The organism is Pseudomonas sp. LB3P58 (genome assembly GCF_054897895.1).
Genome location: NZ_JBUBVE010000001.1, coordinates 893,506 through 908,474, shown reverse-complemented (window position 1 = coordinate 908,474; position 14,969 = coordinate 893,506). Strand labels below are relative to the sequence as shown.

General features: G+C 58.3%; 16 protein-coding genes and 1 tRNA gene. 4 read left to right on the top strand and 13 right to left on the bottom strand.

All coding sequences use genetic code 11. The features are described 5' to 3' along the window. Positions 1 to 206: 206 nt before the first annotated feature. From ACYZTZ_RS04205 to dapA, 5 genes are all read right to left on the bottom strand, one after another. Positions 207 to 296 (bottom strand) — tRNA-Ser (locus ACYZTZ_RS04205). An 83-nt stretch (positions 297 to 379) separates the two neighbouring features. Further along, positions 380 to 1,093: a phosphoribosylaminoimidazolesuccinocarboxamide synthase gene (gene purC / locus ACYZTZ_RS04200; RefSeq protein WP_008034929.1), complete on the bottom strand. Its 714-nt coding sequence runs from the start codon at positions 1,091 to 1,093 to the stop codon at positions 380 to 382. A 28-nt stretch (positions 1,094 to 1,121) separates the two neighbouring features. Continuing rightward, a complete protein-coding gene (locus tag ACYZTZ_RS04195; protein ID WP_008034928.1) occupies positions 1,122 to 1,880 on the bottom strand; it encodes an MBL fold metallo-hydrolase in 759 nt (252 codons plus the stop codon). A 4-nt stretch (positions 1,881 to 1,884) separates the two neighbouring features. Next, positions 1,885 to 3,000 (bottom strand): outer membrane protein assembly factor BamC, encoded by a 1,116-nt coding sequence (gene bamC / locus ACYZTZ_RS04190; RefSeq protein ID WP_461997312.1) that lies wholly within the window; start codon positions 2,998 to 3,000, stop codon positions 1,885 to 1,887. A 17-nt stretch (positions 3,001 to 3,017) separates the two neighbouring features. Next, on the bottom strand, positions 3,018 to 3,896 hold the full coding sequence (gene dapA, locus ACYZTZ_RS04185) for a 4-hydroxy-tetrahydrodipicolinate synthase (RefSeq protein WP_046046122.1): 879 nt from the start codon (positions 3,894 to 3,896) through the stop codon (positions 3,018 to 3,020). 329 nt (positions 3,897 to 4,225) lie between these two features. Between dapA and ACYZTZ_RS04180 the strand changes: the two genes are divergently transcribed. After that, a complete protein-coding gene (locus ACYZTZ_RS04180) occupies positions 4,226 to 4,786 on the top strand; it encodes a glycine cleavage system transcriptional repressor (RefSeq protein ID WP_008034925.1) in 561 nt (186 codons plus the stop codon). A gap of 10 nt (positions 4,787 to 4,796) precedes the next feature. Next, entirely contained in the window at positions 4,797 to 5,270 is a 474-nt protein-coding gene (locus ACYZTZ_RS04175) for a peroxiredoxin (RefSeq protein ID WP_008153083.1), read from the top strand. A 134-nt stretch (positions 5,271 to 5,404) separates the two neighbouring features. On the opposite strand, the gene ACYZTZ_RS04170 is transcribed toward ACYZTZ_RS04175, so the two are convergent. Both ACYZTZ_RS04170 and ACYZTZ_RS04165 read right to left on the bottom strand, forming a co-directional pair. Continuing rightward, positions 5,405 to 6,475: an AI-2E family transporter gene (locus ACYZTZ_RS04170; RefSeq protein ID WP_046046124.1), complete on the bottom strand. Its 1,071-nt coding sequence runs from the start codon at positions 6,473 to 6,475 to the stop codon at positions 5,405 to 5,407. 31 nt (positions 6,476 to 6,506) lie between these two features. After that, positions 6,507 to 6,746 carry a sulfurtransferase TusA family protein gene (locus ACYZTZ_RS04165; RefSeq protein ID WP_020300476.1) on the bottom strand — a complete coding sequence of 80 codons (240 nt, stop codon included), beginning with the start codon at positions 6,744 to 6,746 and terminating at the stop codon, positions 6,507 to 6,509. A 98-nt stretch (positions 6,747 to 6,844) separates the two neighbouring features. On the opposite strand from ACYZTZ_RS04165, the gene ACYZTZ_RS04160 reads away from it, so the two are divergent. Beyond that, on the top strand, positions 6,845 to 8,278 hold the full coding sequence (locus ACYZTZ_RS04160) for a M48 family metalloprotease (protein WP_461997311.1): 1,434 nt from the start codon (positions 6,845 to 6,847) through the stop codon (positions 8,276 to 8,278). 76 nt (positions 8,279 to 8,354) lie between these two features. Here ACYZTZ_RS04160 and ACYZTZ_RS04155 read toward each other — a convergent pair whose 3' ends face one another. The 4 genes from ACYZTZ_RS04155 to rpoE all read right to left on the bottom strand — a co-directional run bounded on the left by ACYZTZ_RS04155 (position 8,355) and on the right by rpoE (position 12,125). Further along, entirely contained in the window at positions 8,355 to 9,782 is a 1,428-nt protein-coding gene (locus ACYZTZ_RS04155) for a DegQ family serine endoprotease (protein WP_461997310.1), read from the bottom strand. 181 nt (positions 9,783 to 9,963) lie between these two features. After that, entirely contained in the window at positions 9,964 to 10,917 is a 954-nt protein-coding gene (locus ACYZTZ_RS04150) for a MucB/RseB C-terminal domain-containing protein (RefSeq protein ID WP_461997309.1), read from the bottom strand. Between the two features lie 8 nt (positions 10,918 to 10,925). Continuing rightward, complete coding sequence (locus ACYZTZ_RS04145) at positions 10,926 to 11,513, bottom strand: sigma-E factor negative regulatory protein (RefSeq protein ID WP_033054066.1); 588 nt, start codon at positions 11,511 to 11,513, stop codon at positions 10,926 to 10,928. Positions 11,514 to 11,543: 30 nt separating this feature from the next. Beyond that, positions 11,544 to 12,125 (bottom strand): RNA polymerase sigma factor RpoE, encoded by a 582-nt coding sequence (gene rpoE, locus ACYZTZ_RS04140; RefSeq protein ID WP_007944079.1) that lies wholly within the window; start codon positions 12,123 to 12,125, stop codon positions 11,544 to 11,546. Between the two features lie 558 nt (positions 12,126 to 12,683). Between rpoE and nadB the strand changes: the two genes are divergently transcribed. Further along, positions 12,684 to 14,300: an L-aspartate oxidase gene (gene nadB, locus ACYZTZ_RS04135; protein ID WP_461997308.1), complete on the top strand. Its 1,617-nt coding sequence runs from the start codon at positions 12,684 to 12,686 to the stop codon at positions 14,298 to 14,300. Here the strand turns inward: nadB and ACYZTZ_RS04130 are convergent. Further along, positions 14,269 to 14,721: a protein YgfX gene (locus ACYZTZ_RS04130; RefSeq protein ID WP_461997307.1), complete on the bottom strand. Its 453-nt coding sequence runs from the start codon at positions 14,719 to 14,721 to the stop codon at positions 14,269 to 14,271. The genes nadB and ACYZTZ_RS04130 overlap by 32 nt on opposite strands. Then, positions 14,705 to 14,959 (bottom strand): FAD assembly factor SdhE, encoded by a 255-nt coding sequence (locus tag ACYZTZ_RS04125; protein ID WP_033054070.1) that lies wholly within the window; start codon positions 14,957 to 14,959, stop codon positions 14,705 to 14,707. The genes ACYZTZ_RS04130 and ACYZTZ_RS04125 overlap by 17 nt, the downstream gene beginning before the upstream one ends. Between the last annotated feature and the right edge of the window lie 10 nt (positions 14,960 to 14,969).

Below are 14,969 nucleotides of genomic sequence, written 5' to 3'. Positions count from 1 at the left end.
ACCCAGAAAAAACATCAGCAGAAAGTGACAGTTTTTGCCAAATCCTAAAAAAGGTGCCACGCAGGCACGAAAGGTCACTAAAAGAGATCAGTACTTTAAGCAAATTGGCATATCAAAATGCCCTAAAAATGCCCTAAAAAAAACCGAACAAACGAAAAAGCCCCTGTAATCATTAATGATTACAGGGGCTTAGTCATTTTGAATAATGGCGGAGAGATAGGGATTCGAACCCTAGGTACCGGTGAAGGTACAACGGATTTCGAATCCGTCCCATTCGGCCACTCTGGCATCTCTCCAACGGCGCGCATCATAACAACACTTTTGCCGGAAGCGAACCCCCTAAGCGAAATTTTTCCGTGCTATCAGATGCTTGCGTCGATTAAAGCGGTACGCCCAGACGATTGGCGACTTCTTCGTAGGCTTCGATGACGTCACCGAGGCCCTGACGGAAGCGGTCCTTGTCCATTTTCTTGCCGGTGGCTTTGTCCCACAGACGGCAGCCGTCCGGGCTGAATTCGTCGCCCAGGACGATGGAGCCGTCGGAGAACACACCGAATTCCAGTTTGAAGTCGACCAGCAGCAGGCCGGCGTCGTCGAACAGTTTGCTCAGGACTTCGTTGACCTTGAGCGACAGTTCTTTCATGCGAACCAGTTGCTCGGCGGTGCCCCAACCGAAGGCCACGACGTGGGATTCGTTGATGAACGGGTCGCCCTTGGCGTCGTCCTTCAGGAACAGTTCGAAGGTGTAAGGGTTGAGCTTCATGCCTTCTTCGACGCCCAGGCGCTTGACCAGGCTGCCGGCGGCGTAGTTACGCACGACGCACTCGACCGGGATCATGTCGAGTTTTTTCACCAGGCATTCGTTGTCGCCCAGCAGTTTGTCGAATTGGGTCGGCACGCCGGCTGCTTCGAGTTTCTGCATGATGAAGGCGTTGAACTTGTTGTTCACCATGCCTTTGCGGTCGAGCTGCTCGATGCGCTTGCCGTCGAACGCCGAAGTGTCGTTGCGAAACAGCAGGATCAAGCGGTCAGCGTCGTCGGTCTTGAAAACCGATTTGGCTTTGCCGCGGTAGAGTTCTTCACGTTTTTCCATGATGGGCTCCGCTTGCTAAGTAGGTGGGCTAGGCGATGTGTCGCCAGTCGAGCCCTGAATCTTGATCGGCCAGTTGCAGCCAGTCCGGGTCGCACCCGAGGGTGTCGACAAAACATTGCCGGGCCAGCTGCGGCAGGTTGTTCTTGCTGCTCAGATGGGCCAGGACCAGGTGTTGCAGGCCTTGCCAGCCCAACTCGGACACCAGGAATGCCGCCTGATGGTTGTTCAAATGCCCCAGCTCACCGCCTACCCGCTGCTTGAGAAAGTACGGGTAGTGACCGCGAGCCAGCATGTCACGGCAATGGTTGGCCTCGATCATCAACGCATCGAGGTCCCGATAGCCGTCCAGCACCTTGTTGCAATACGAGCCCAGGTCGGTCAACAGGCCAAAACGCCGCTCACCATCACTGAAGACATATTGCGTCGGCTCCTGTGCATCATGGGCCACGGCAATGACGCCGATGCTCAGTGCGCCGATCTGCAGTTGCTCGCCGCCGGCCAGAAGACCAGCCGGTTCAATTGGTTTGCGCATCCCGCGCAGGGTACCGCGACTGAGGTAGACAGGCAGATTGTAGCGCCGAGACAGTAAACCCACGCCATGCACGTGGTCGGCATGTTCGTGGGTCACGAGTATCGCGCTCAACTGCGCAGGGTTCACACCCAAGCGCAGCAGGCGTTTTTCGGTTTCCCGCAGGGAGAAACCACAATCCACCAGCACATACGTGTCAGCGCTGGCTATCAGCGTGCCGTTCCCTTGGCTACCGCTGCCGAGAACGGCAAAACGCATGTGATCAGCCCAGGTTGTCCTGAATCACGCTCAACACTTTGCGCGCCACGTCTGCCGGCGCCACGGTGTTGATGTTTTTCTCGACGGTGACCTGAACGTTGTCGCCAACCTTGCTCAGGCGAACCTGATAACGCTCGGCACGGGCTTCAACTTCTTCCTTGCTCGGCGCGCTGCCGAACAGGCCGCTGAAGAAACCAGGTTTCTCGTCTTTCTTCTCGGCTTTTTCAGACAGGTTGATGTAGTACAAACCGAGGCTGCGGTTGATGTCTTCCACGCGCCATTCGCCCTGTTCCAACGCACGACCGACGCTCGACCAGGCACGATCCAGATCGGTGCCGACGTTCAGGACAGGGTTACCACTGCCGTCTTCGCTCAGGCTGACACGACTTGGCGTATCGGAATCACGCGAAGCCAGCATGGAAACCGAACCGCCCTTCTCCGAGGTGCGGCTCATGCTCGCGAGCATGTCGTCGACCAGTGCCGCGTCCAGGCCAGTGTTGACCGAACGGTTGGTGAAGGCCACGTCGGAGGTGCTGCCGGCAGGACGCTCGGCGCTGACCACGTAGATTTCACTGGTGTTGCGCTGCACGCCTGGCTCGATGCGGACCCGCACGCGGGTTTCGCTGTCGGCGCCGACACCGGCTGCGCTCAGGCGCTTGGCCATCGCGGCGGACAGTTCGTCGGAATGCTGCCAGGTGGTGGTGAATTCGCCGGTTTGCGGACGCTGTTCGTCCAGACGGAAACCGTTGTCCTGGAAGAACTGCACGGCCACAGGCCAAGCTTCGGCCGGCGGGTTCTGAGCGACGATCCAACGCGAATCACCGGTCTTTTGCAGGGAGTAGGCGCTGGCGTCAGCCGCTGCCGACAACGGCTGCGGACGAGGAACGATGTACTCGCCCTTGACGGTGTCATCGGCCACGTTACGCGGGATCGGCAACAGCGGATCCAGACGTTTGGCGGTGCTGACATCCGGCGGCATTTGCATGGGTGCAGTCTGTTGCGCTTCCAGGTAATCACTACCGCGGTCACGGAAATAACCTTCCGGGCCCCAGACCCATCCGCAGCCACTGGTGCTGGAGATGATCAAGGCAAGTGCGGAAAGTCCGGCCAATCGCTTCATGCGTAGTACTTCCTCAATTAAACCAGGACGCTGCACTGGCGCAGGGCCGTGCGAAGCGTTTCATGACAAGGTGCGCTCAGCCAGGTCAGCGGCAGGCGAATGCCTTCGTGCATCAGGCCCATTTCGACCAAAGCCCACTTCACCGGAATCGGGTTGGCTTCGATGAACAGATCCTTGTGCAGCGGCATCAATTTTTCGTTGATTGCCCGTGCAGTCTCGGCGTCGCCCTTGAGCGCGGCCTCGCACAGGTCAGCCATTTCGCGCGGGGCGACGTTGGCGGTGACGGAGATGTTGCCCTTGCCGCCCATCAGGATCAGCTCGACAGCGGTCGGATCATCGCCGGACAGCACGATGAAGTCCTTGCTCACGCCATCAAGGATTGCCTTGGCACGCTTCATGTCGCCGGTGGCTTCCTTGATACCGATGATGTTCGGCACAGTGGACAGGCGAATCACGGTCTCGGCCTGCATGTCGCAGGAGGTGCGGCCAGGAACGTTGTAGAGGATCTGTGGAATGTCGACCGCTTCAGCAATGTGCTTGAAGTGCAGGTACAAACCTTCCTGGGTCGGCTTGTTGTAGTACGGAACGACCAGCAGACAGGCGTCGGCGCCGGCCTCTTTGGCGTTGCGGGTCAGTTCTACGGCTTCGCGGGTCGAGTTGGCGCCGGTACCGGCGATGACCGGAATGCGGCCATTGACCTGCTTGACCACGGCCTTGATGACGGCGATGTGTTCGTCTACATCGAGGGTTGCCGACTCGCCGGTAGTACCGACCGCGACAATGGCATGGGTGCCGTTTTCAAGGTGGAAGTCCACGAGTTTGCTGAGGCTGTCCCAGTCAAGACGCCCTTGTGCATCCATGGGTGTGACCAGTGCCACCATACTGCCCGCAATCATGAAACCGCTCCTGCCGGAAAAAGAGAGCGGTAATGGTACTGGCGCCAAGATGCTTGTACAAGCGAAGTACTGCGCTGCTGCCATTCCCCTTGGCGCTGCTTTTCGCTACCCTTCAGACTTTGATCGGTACTGATAAGCTCGTACGCCGGGTTCCAGCCTCCATTTTCGGCATCACAAGCCCCGATCCAGCGTTGCCACCCCTCGCTCTTGCCACTCTGGAGCACGTTGCAACCTTGCGGCTCGGGTTTTTTGAATTCGCATCCGCAGGCTCGCTCCCGGTAAAAAAAGCCCGTAGAAGTATCGACCGCTCATCGCTTTAGGAATGCTGCATGTCCACCCCCACAGTTCGCGAACAATTCCTTGTCATCAGTGCCCTCGGCGCCAACCCCATGGAGCTGACTAACGTCCTGTGCCGCGCCAGCCATGAAAACCGCTGCGCCGTGGTCACTTCTCGCCTGACGCGTCATGGCGAGTGCAGTGCGTTGATCCTCGAGATCTCCGGCAGCTGGGACGCCCTGGCGCGCCTCGAAGGCAGCCTGCCGAGTCTCGCCAAGAAGCACGCCTTTACGGTGAATGTGGTACGCAGCGCCGCGCTGGAGAATCGTCCTCAAGCCCTGCCATACGTCGCTTATGTCAGCTCGGCTTACCGCTCGGACATCATTAACGAGCTGTGTCAGTTCTTCATGGACCACAACGTCGAGCTCGAGAACCTGACCTGCGACACCTATCAGGCTCCGCAAACCGGCGGCACCATGCTCAATGCCACGTTTACCGTGACCTTGCCGGCCGGCGTGCAAATCAGCTGGCTGCGCGATCAGTTCCTGGATTTCGCAGACGCGCTAAACCTGGATGCCCTGATCGAACCGTGGCGCCCACAAAACCCAATGTAAGGAAGCTTTCATGGCCGTTGCCATCGACCAACCGGTTGCCGACTTCGAAGCACCCGCCACCAGCGGGCAGACCGTCAACCTCGCGAGCCTCAAAGGCAAGCAGGTGGTGATTTACTTCTATCCGAAGGACAGCACGCCAGGCTGCACCACTCAGGGTCAGGGCTTTCGTGATCAGCTTGATGCGTTTAAAGCCGCCAACACAGAAGTCTTCGGCGTGTCCCGCGACAGCCTTAAATCACACGAAAACTTCAAGGCCAAGCAGGCGTTCACCTTCGAGCTGATCAGCGACAAGGAAGAAGCACTCTGCCAGCAGTTCGACGTGATCAAACTGAAAAAGCTCTACGGCAAGGAATACATGGGCGTTGATCGCAGCACGTTCCTGATCGACAAGGACGGCGTGCTGCGTCAGGAATGGCGCGGAGTGAAGGTGCCGGGCCATGTGGATGCTGTTCTGGCTGCCGCTCAGGCGTTAAACAAAGCCTGAACATTTGGTGTCCTCTCGGACGCTATCGCGAGCAAGCTCGCTCCCACATTGGTTTTGTGTTCACACAGATCAAATGTGGGACCGAGCTTGCTCGGGATGAGGCCATCAGCCCCACCCTCCATTCTGGCTAGCTGTTAAAGCAGCGGCGCGACTTCTGGCTCCTTGCGCGGCCACGCATCCAGTACGGCCTTGAACAGGGTTGCCAGCGGAATCGCAAAGAACACCCCCCAAAAGCCCCACAGCCCGCCAAACAACAACACCGCGCAGATGATCGCCACCGGATGCAGATTGACCGCCTCCGAGAACAGCAGCGGCACCAGCACGTTGCCATCCAGCGTCTGGATGATCCCGTAGACCGCCATCAAATAGATGAACTGATCGCTCCAGCCCCACTGGAACAGCGCAATCAGCATGACCGGCACGGTCACCACCACTGCGCCGACGTAAGGCACCACCACCGACACGCCCACCAGTAATGCCAGCAGTGCCGCGTAGTTGAGGCCCAGAACAACGAAACCGATGTAGGTCACGCCACCGCAAATGAAAATCTCGATGACCTTGCCGCGAATGTAATTGGCGATCTGCCGGTTCATCTCGTGAGCGACGCGGGTGATCAGCGCCCGCTCACGGGGCAAGTAACCCCGCACCCACTGACCGATCATCTCCCGGTCCTTGAGAAAGAAAAACACCAGGATCGGCACCAGCACCAGGTAGATCATGATGTTCACCAGCAGCGGCAGACTCGACAGCGAGAACGTCAGCGCCCACTGACCGAACTTGCCAATCTCGCCCCGCGCCACTTCGATGGCTTGCAGCACCTGCTCGTCGGACACCAGATGCGGGTAGCGCTCGGGCAGCAGCAATAACAGCGACTGCCATTTGGCGAGCATGCCGGGTAACTCGTTGAACAGCGTAATCAACTGATGCCAGAGCAACGGCACCACAACCACGATAAACACCAGCAATAGCCCCATGAACAACGCAAAGACCAGCCCCACTGCCACCCCGCCCGGCATGCGCAGGCGTTCGAGAGTGACGACCAACCCTTGCATCAGATACGCCAGCACCATCCCGGCCAGCACGGGCGCAAGCATGCCGCCCAGCGTCAGCACGGCGGTAAACGCCAGAAACAGCAGGACCGCCAGCACCACGGCCTCTTCATCGGAGAAGTAGCGCTGAATCCAGTCGCGTAACACTTTGAACATCAATAATCCTTAGAAACGAACGCAGCAGAATTCAGGCTTTTTTCAACCAGTAGCGGTAAACACCCGCTTCATCTTCTTCACGAAGCAGCGTATGACCCGCCAATCGGGCAAAGGTGCGGAAGTCGCGCTGCGAGCCCGCATCGGTGGCGATTACCTTCAGCACTGCGCCGCTGGCCAGTCGATTGAGCTCCAGCTTGGCCTTTAGTAACGGCAAGGGGCAATTCAGGCCGCTGGCGTCGAGTTCGGCGTCATGGGCTACAGCGTCGGTCATTGCATCACTCCGGGGGCAGGTGGTCGAGTGGCTAGAATATCTGGTCCGAAGCGTAGTGTCCGGCTACAGTAAGGTCTTTGTCGACTAAGGCTTTGTGCATGACTTTTTTGCGCCCTACCCTGCTGACGCTCGCTTGCCTGCTCGCCTCACCGGGCTTCGCCGACGACCTGCCGTCACTCGGCGACGCCAGTTCTGCCATCGTCTCGCCGCAACAGGAACATCAGTTGGGCCGTGCCTGGCTGGCGCTGTTGCGCAGCCAGGTTTCACAGCTCAACGATCCGCAACTCAAGGACTACGTCGAATCCAGCGTCTACAGGCTGGTCGAGACCAGCCAGGTCAATGACCGGCGCCTGGAGTTCATCCTGATCAACAGCCCGCAACTCAACGCCTTCGCGGCACCGGGCGGCATTGTCGGGGTTAACGGCGGCTTGTTCCTCAATGCCCAGACCGAAGGCGAATACGCCTCGGTACTCGCTCACGAATTGGCTCACTTGTCGCAGCGCCACTTCGCCCGTGGCGTCGAAGCCCAACAGCGCATGCAGGTGCCGATGATGGCCGCGCTGCTGGCCGGGATCGTGATTGCCGCAGCTGGCGCCGGCGACGCCGGGATCGCGGCCATTGCGGGTACGCAGGCGGCGGCCGTTCAGGAACAGCGGCGTTTCTCTCGCCAGAACGAACAGGAAGCTGACCGCATCGGCATCCTCAACCTGGAAAAGGCCGGTTACGACCCGCGCTCGATGCCGACCATGTTCGAGCGATTGGCGCGCCAATACCGCTTCGACGCCAAGCCACCGGAATTTCTGCTGACTCACCCGGTGACCGAGTCGCGGATCGCTGACACGCGCAACCGCGCCGAACAGGCAAAACCCGGCGGCATCGAAGACACGATGCGTTATCAGCTGATTCGTGCACGCGTCCAGTTGATCTATGAAGAAACACCTGGCCTGGGCGCCAAACGCTTTCGCGCCCAGCTTGAAGAAAACCCGAAAAACGATGTCGCTCGCTATGGCCTGGCCATCGCCCAGATCAAGGGCGGCCAGCTGAATGAGGCACGGGAAAACCTCAAGTTGCTGCTGGCCAAGTCGCCGAACGAGATCATCTACAACCTGGCGCAGGTCGATCTGGACATCACCAACAATCGTCTGCCGGACGCCCAGTCCCGGGTTGACCGGATGTTGACGCAGTATCCCGGCAACTATCCGCTGAATTCGGTGCGTGTTGACCTGCTGCTCAAACAGAACCGTGCGCCCGACGCAGAAAAAGCACTGGAGAATCTGCTCAAGAGCCGTCCTGACGATCCGGACGTCTGGTACATGGTGGCCGAGACTCGCGGCCTGTCAGGCAACATCATCGGCCTGCATCAGGCCCGCGCCGAGTATTTCGCCCTGGTCGGGGATTACCGTCAGGCCATTCAGCAACTGGACTTCGCCAAGCGCAAGGCAGGCACCAACTTCCCGCTGTCATCGCGGATCGATGCACGGCAGCGTGAGCTGATGGAGGAAGAGCGCATGATCAAGGACATGATGGGCTGACGCTTGTCAGAAAAAAATTGCAGACATAAAAAAACCGCCTCTTTCGAGGCGGTTTTTTATTCAGCCGACAACCGGATTATTCAGCCAGTTTGAAGGTGATGAAGCTGGCGCGTCCTTGACGCAGAACCCGCATCGACACCGAGCGGTTCTTCGGCAGCGCCTTGGCGATATCCGTGAACTCCTTGGTGGAACCGATTGCCTGATTATTCAGGTGAGTGATCACATCGCCTGGCTGCAGGCCAATCAGAGAAGCAGGACCGTCCTGGACTTCCTTGATGACGACGCCGCCTTTGAGGTCGTAGGTTTTCTTCTGTTCATCCGTCAGCTCGACCACGGAAACACCCAGCCGGTTGCTGCTGCGCTCGGTGCTGGATTTCGGCAGTGCATCCAGCTCTTTGCCTTCTTCCGGGATAGCGCCGACAGTCAACTCGACATTCTTGCGCTTACCTTCACGAATCACTTCCAGATCAGCCTTCGAGCCGGCCTTCAGCGCGCCCACCAGGTGTGGCAGATCGGCGGACATGACGATCGGTTGGCCGTTCATGCTCAGGATCACGTCCCCTACTTGCAGGCCACCCTTGGCAGCCGGGCCGTCATCCTGGATCTGAGCCACCAGCGCGCCGGCTGGCTTCTCCAGACCGAACGACTCGGCCAGGTCCTTGTTCACTTCCTGAATCACCACACCCAACCAACCACGGCTGACTTTGCCGCCGCTTTTGAGCTGATTGGATACGTCCATGGCTACGTCGATAGGGATCGCGAACGACACGCCCATGAAGCCGCCGGAACGGGTGTAGATCTGCGAGTTGATGCCCACCACTTCACCGGCCAGGTTGAACAGAGGACCACCCGAGTTACCCGGGTTGATCGGCACGTCGGTCTGGATGAACGGCACATAGTTTTCGTTCGGCAGGCTGCGACCGATGGCGCTGACGATACCTTGGGTCACGGTATGGTCGAAACCGAATGGCGAGCCAATCGCCACGACCCATTGGCCGGCTTTCAGATCCTGGGATTTGCCAAGTTTCAGGACCGGAAGATCCTTGCCTTCGATTTTCAACAGCGCCACGTCGGAACGTGGATCGGTGCCGATCAGCTTGGCCTTCAATTCGCTGCGGTCGGCGAGACGAACGAGAATTTCGTCGGCATCGGCGATTACATGGTTGTTGGTCAGTATGTAGCCATCAGGCGAGATGATGAAGCCCGACCCCAGGGATTGGGCTTCGCGTTGACGATCACCGCGTGGCGTACGAGGCTGTGGCGGCATGCCGCGCTCGAAGAACTCGCGCAACATGGGCGGCAAGCCTTCAAGGTCGGGCATCTGCTCGTTCACTTTGCGATCCGGCAGTTTCTGCGTGGTACTGATGTTTACCACCGCGGGCGAGGCCTGCTCGACCAACTGTGTGAAGTCAGGCAACTCGGCCGCTTGAACAGCGACCGCCTGACCAAGCACCAGCACGGTGGCAAAAATAGAGAGATAAGACTTCAAGCGTGGTATCGACATACGGCTCCCGTTACGACGAGCATGGTTAAGCGATATGGAGCAAGGAACACCGGGAACGATACGCCGGTATTTTTGTTCCGGGAACAACAAACAAGGCCAGAGCCGAGGGGCTCTGACCTATAGAAAAAATCGGGGATATTTGCAAGTTGAAATGCTCACCAAACATTTCGATTTCAGCTCACTACTTGGTTGCAGTGGCGTCGCTGCGCATGGATAGCGCAATCCGTTCGGCGGTGCCAATCGGAATCTCACCGACCACGGTCACCATCATCTCGCCTTGCGGGGTAGTCAAGCGTCGGGAAACTGCAACGGTCGGCCCCAGCTGGGTGCGAGTGTCAGTAATTGTTGCGCCATTCAACGGCTCAAGGAAAACCGAGAAACGGGCCAGACCATCGTCATACATCAGACTGTTGACTTGGGTTTTGGTCTCTGGATCCTTGCGGGAGGTACTGCTGGTCAGCTCGAAACCAGGCGGTAACCAGTCCGAACGCCATACTTGCGCCGCCTTGATTGCAGAAGCCTTGTCGCTGTCGAGGGCAACTGTTTTGCAATCGGCGCCAGGCTGCAAGTCGCTGTCGGACGGATCATCGGTGGTGAGTTGTGTGAACTGGAATCGCTCCAGCAACTGCCCTTTTTCATTCAGAAGCAATGATTTGAGAGGCAGGCCGGTTTCTTTATCCAGATGCAATTCAAAACCGTAGCGGTGTTGATCGCGAGGTGTCAGTGAAACGATTACTGCCGCACGCCCGGCCACACGCGACTTGCCAATGACGGCAAGGTCGTACCAATTCTTTATCTTTTGTGGATCGAGTGCACGAGCAGAGGAGCTGGGGGAATCTCCAAGCCCAGCTATCAGAATGCCGCTGACGCATTGAGTACGCCCATCAATGCGCACGACTTCCTGTGCCGAGCCGTCGAGCTGGAGTAAACGCTCGCGGACCTTGCCATCCTGGACGCGGTGCCAGATGTTGTGGGTAGAAAAACTACCGTTACGCTCGTAGACGAATGTACCGTGAAAGCTTTGCTGTTGCTCGGCTTGGCCCAGACGGGTCAACCAGTCCTGGGCTTCATCAGCATGGGCTGGAACAACAAACCAGCCACCGAGCAGAAGCGTAAGTAGAGGGATGGCGCGCATGATCCTCCTTAACGGTTTTCCAGACTTGCTGCACGAGCGTAAGGCAGAGCGCTCTCAGTACCTTTCAGTGCAGCTTGTTGAGCATGTTGGCGCAAGTAGCCTGGCAGACGCTGATCGTGCCAGCCTGGCTGACCTTGCAATACGCCGTTGGCCATAGGGCCAGTGGCTTCCGAACTCTCATTGTAGCCTGCTAATACAGCTGGACCCTTGACCTGAGGAACGGCCAGACCCGGTTGACTGGATTGCTGAGCCAGTTCGACCCCGGCGATCTCGTCCTGGTTATACAGACGAACACCTGCCAGTACGGCGAGGGTTACCGAAGCAGCGACCGCCAGACGACCCAGGCTGCGCCATGGACCACGGGAGGCTTTTGCAGGTACAGCTTCGTCAGCCAGCGCAGCAGAGACTGCCGCAGCGATATCCAGACGTGGAAGCAGCAAATCCTTGTGCATAACTGCCCGAGCGATTTGATAACGAGCCCAGGTATCACGGGTTTCAACATCGTCAAAGGCATTCAATACCCGACGCAATTCCAATTCGTCCGCTTCGTTATCCATCACTGCGGACAGCGATTCCTGCAGGGCTTCACGACTCATGGCGTTCCTCTCTTGGCTGTCGCCGCTGTCTCAGTTTTCCTGCAACAACGGCTGCAGGGCTTTATCGATGGCTTCCCGAGCGCGGAAAATCCGGGAGCGCACGGTACCCACCGGACACTGCATGACGGCCGCAATGTCCTCGTAACTCAGACCATCGAATTCACGTAAAGTTAAAGCCGTACGCAAATCTTCTGGCAGTTGCTGAATGGTTCGATGGACGGTGCCTTCGATCTCATCCCGCAGCAATGCACGTTCTGGCGACTCGAGATCCTTGAGGCCATGATCGCCATCGTAGAACTCTGCATCCTCGGAACTGACATCGCTATCCGGCGGCCGACGGCCGCGTGAAACCAGATAGTTTTTCGCCGTGTTGATGGCGATGCGGTAAAGCCACGTATAAAACGCGCTGTCCCCGCGAAAATTTCCAAGTGCACGGTACGCCTTGATAAAGGCTTCCTGCGCCACATCCTGGGCTTCATGGGTGTCGTGCACGAAACGCACGATCAACCCGAGAATTTTGTGCTGGTATTTCAGCACTAGCAGATCGAAAGCTCGCTTGTCGCCGCGCTGAACGCGTTCGACCAGCTGCTGATCCTCTTCCTGGGTTAGCATGAACACTCCTCGATAAGCTCGGAGGAGGCTTGCATAACTAAACGACCAGACTTGCAAACATAGACTCGGGCTTTTCGCAAAAGTTCTCCCCCTCCAAGCAAGTTTCCTGCGGGCTCTGATTTGGCACGCACGAAAAGCGCAGCGCGGGTCAACCCGGCTGCGCGAATAATCTTGTCATCGGATTCGCCGGCAAGGATCAAATCACAGATCCCGCGTTGAAGCCGACACTGTCCCTTGAATCAGGCAACGGTCTATTGATCTTGGGCCTTTGGCAAAAGTTCCAAATATTTATAGCTGCGCAAGACTGACATTGTGCAACCGTGAATAGAAAAAGACTGTTAAATCGTTGATACAGTCGTCTTGTCGCCGAACCGGCCGAAAAACCATCCGACGAAGCGTCAGGTATTTTCCGTCACAGTAGTTTCACAATGCCATGTGTGCTCGCTATTGTGCCGCTCCCCCCCTCTATATACTAGTGGGCTGTGTGGCTGTCTTGACTCGCCGATCCAGGTGTCTTGCGCCAACCCCGACCCGGGTCGCTTTGAGCGGAATCCTGAAATGAGCCAACAGTTTCAACATGATGTTCTGGTCATTGGCAGCGGCGCTGCCGGTTTGAGCCTTGCGCTGACCTTGCCCGATCATTTGCGCATCGCCGTACTGAGTAAAGGCGACCTCGCCAACGGCTCGACGTTCTGGGCCCAGGGTGGCGTCGCTGCCGTCCTGGATGACACCGACACCGTTGAATCACATGTCGATGACACCCTCAATGCTGGCGGCGGCCTGTGCCACGAAGACGCCGTGCGCTTTACCGTCGAGCACAGTAAAGAGGCGATTCAATGGCTGATCGACCAAGGTGTGCCCTTCACCCGCGATGAACAGTCCGGCACCGAAGATGGCGGATTCGAGTTCCACCTGACCCGCGAAGGCGGCCACAGCCATCGGCGCATCATCCATGCCGCCGATGCCACGGGCGCAGCGATTTTCAGAACCTTGCTCGACAAGGCCAGGCAACGACCGAATATCGAACTGCTGGAACAGCGAGTCGCGGTCGACCTGATCACCGAAAAGCGCCTGGGCCTTGAAGGTGATCGCTGCCTCGGCGCCTACGTCCTCAATCGCGGGACCGGTGAAGTCGACACCTACGGCGCTCGCTTCGTGATCCTCGCATCGGGTGGCGCAGCAAAGGTCTATCTCTATACCAGCAACCCTGACGGCGCCTGCGGTGATGGCATTGCCATGGCCTGGCGTTCGGGCTGCCGGGTGGCGAATCTGGAATTCAACCAGTTCCACCCCACTTGCCTGTATCACCCGCAAGCCAAGAGTTTCCTGATCACCGAAGCCCTGCGCGGCGAAGGCGCACACCTGAAGCTGCCCAACGGCGAACGCTTCATGCAACGCTTCGACCCTCGCGCCGAACTGGCCCCACGCGACATCGTCGCCCGGGCCATCGACCATGAAATGAAGCGCCTGGGCGTCGATTGTGTCTATCTGGACATCAGCCACAAGCCGGAAGCGTTCATCAAGACTCACTTCCCGACGGTGTACGAGCGCTGCCTCGAATTCTCCATCGACATCACCAAGCAACCGATTCCGGTGGTTCCGGCGGCGCACTACACGTGCGGCGGCGTGATGGTCGATCAGCAGGGTCGCACCGACGTGCCGGGGCTATATGCCATTGGCGAAACCAGCTTCACCGGCCTGCACGGTGCCAACCGCATGGCCAGCAACTCGTTGCTGGAGTGTTTCGTTTACGCGCGTTCGGCGGCGGCGGACATTCTTGAACAGCTGCCACAGGTTTCGATTCCGATCGCCCTGCCCGTCTGGGATGCGAGCCAGGTCACCGACTCCGACGAGGACGTGATCATTGCGCACAACTGGGACGAACTGCGGCGATTCATGTGGGACTATGTCGGCATTGTGCGCACCAACAAGCGCTTGCAACGGGCACAGCACCGCGTGCGTCTGTTGCTCGATGAAATCGACGAGTTCTACAGCAACTACAAGGTCAGTCGGGACTTGATCGAATTGCGTAACCTGGCCCAAGTGGCCGAGCTGATGATCCAGTCAGCCATGGAACGCAAGGAGAGTCGTGGCCTGCATTACACCCTCGACTATCCGAACATGCTGCCGGTTGCCCTGGACACTATTCTGGTGCCGCCCACCTACGTCGACTGAACGTGAGCCGAACCCGCAGGCGCCGGTGCAGATCCGCCGCCTGCGAGTCACGAGGCACACAAATCGCCCTGACTCGTCGTTCGCCCCGCAGCCGAAAACGCAGCACAACGAGCAAAGGTAGCGCCAGGCTGTCCGGTCGTAGCTGCACCGATTGCCAACCCTCCTCCTGACTCCACAACTGCCAGCCATCGGCATTGCGACGCAAGCCGCGAAATGCCCTTGGGTGTGTCAGCAGAATCTGTCGCGGTAACGCCCAAGCGCCGTGAGCCAGACAGCAAAAAGCGCCGAGCAGGCAGGCCCAGACCGGAATAGAGAGAAGGCACAGCGAACCCAGCGCGAACAGCTGGGCCAGAAGATACGCCGCCAGCAATTGCCGTGAGGCATGCCAGCGGCATTCGAACGCATTACTTGGGCTGGACACGATCCAGGATCATGCGAACCATGCGCTGAAGCTCCGGATCTTCCGATTCGGCACGTTCCATGAACCAGCCGAACATGTCCTGATCTTCGCATTCGAGCAGCCTGCGGTAGCAATCGCGGTCGACATCATTGAGGTGCGGATAGACCTCTTTCACGAACGGTACCAGCAACACGTCAAGCTCAAGCATGCCGCGGCGGCTGTGCCAGTAGAGGCGATTCAGTTCAACATCTTCGACCATGGAGCGCTCC

Coding starts and splice junctions, on each gene's coding strand:
- ACYZTZ_RS04180 (WP_008034925.1), top strand. CDS start 4,226: ATGTCCACCCCCACAGTTCGCGAACAATTCCTTGTCATCAGTGCCCTC.
- ACYZTZ_RS04160 (WP_461997311.1), top strand. CDS start 6,845: ATGACTTTTTTGCGCCCTACCCTGCTGACGCTCGCTTGCCTGCTCGCC.
- purC (WP_008034929.1), bottom strand. CDS start 1,093: ATGGAAAAACGTGAAGAACTCTACCGCGGCAAAGCCAAATCGGTTTTC.
- ACYZTZ_RS04125 (WP_033054070.1), bottom strand. CDS start 14,959: ATGGTCGAAGATGTTGAACTGAATCGCCTCTACTGGCACAGCCGCCGC.
- ACYZTZ_RS04155 (WP_461997310.1), bottom strand. CDS start 9,782: ATGTCGATACCACGCTTGAAGTCTTATCTCTCTATTTTTGCCACCGTG.
- ACYZTZ_RS04145 (WP_033054066.1), bottom strand. CDS start 11,513: ATGAGTCGTGAAGCCCTGCAGGAATCGCTGTCCGCAGTGATGGATAAC.
- ACYZTZ_RS04150 (WP_461997309.1), bottom strand. CDS start 10,917: ATGCGCGCCATCCCTCTACTTACGCTTCTGCTCGGTGGCTGGTTTGTT.
- ACYZTZ_RS04170 (WP_046046124.1), bottom strand. CDS start 6,475: ATGTTCAAAGTGTTACGCGACTGGATTCAGCGCTACTTCTCCGATGAA.
- bamC (WP_461997312.1), bottom strand. CDS start 3,000: ATGAAGCGATTGGCCGGACTTTCCGCACTTGCCTTGATCATCTCCAGC.
- rpoE (WP_007944079.1), bottom strand. CDS start 12,125: ATGCTAACCCAGGAAGAGGATCAGCAGCTGGTCGAACGCGTTCAGCGC.
- ACYZTZ_RS04175 (WP_008153083.1), top strand. CDS start 4,797: ATGGCCGTTGCCATCGACCAACCGGTTGCCGACTTCGAAGCACCCGCC.
- ACYZTZ_RS04195 (WP_008034928.1), bottom strand. CDS start 1,880: ATGCGTTTTGCCGTTCTCGGCAGCGGTAGCCAAGGGAACGGCACGCTG.
- dapA (WP_046046122.1), bottom strand. CDS start 3,896: ATGATTGCGGGCAGTATGGTGGCACTGGTCACACCCATGGATGCACAA.
- ACYZTZ_RS04165 (WP_020300476.1), bottom strand. CDS start 6,746: ATGACCGACGCTGTAGCCCATGACGCCGAACTCGACGCCAGCGGCCTG.
- nadB (WP_461997308.1), top strand. CDS start 12,684: ATGAGCCAACAGTTTCAACATGATGTTCTGGTCATTGGCAGCGGCGCT.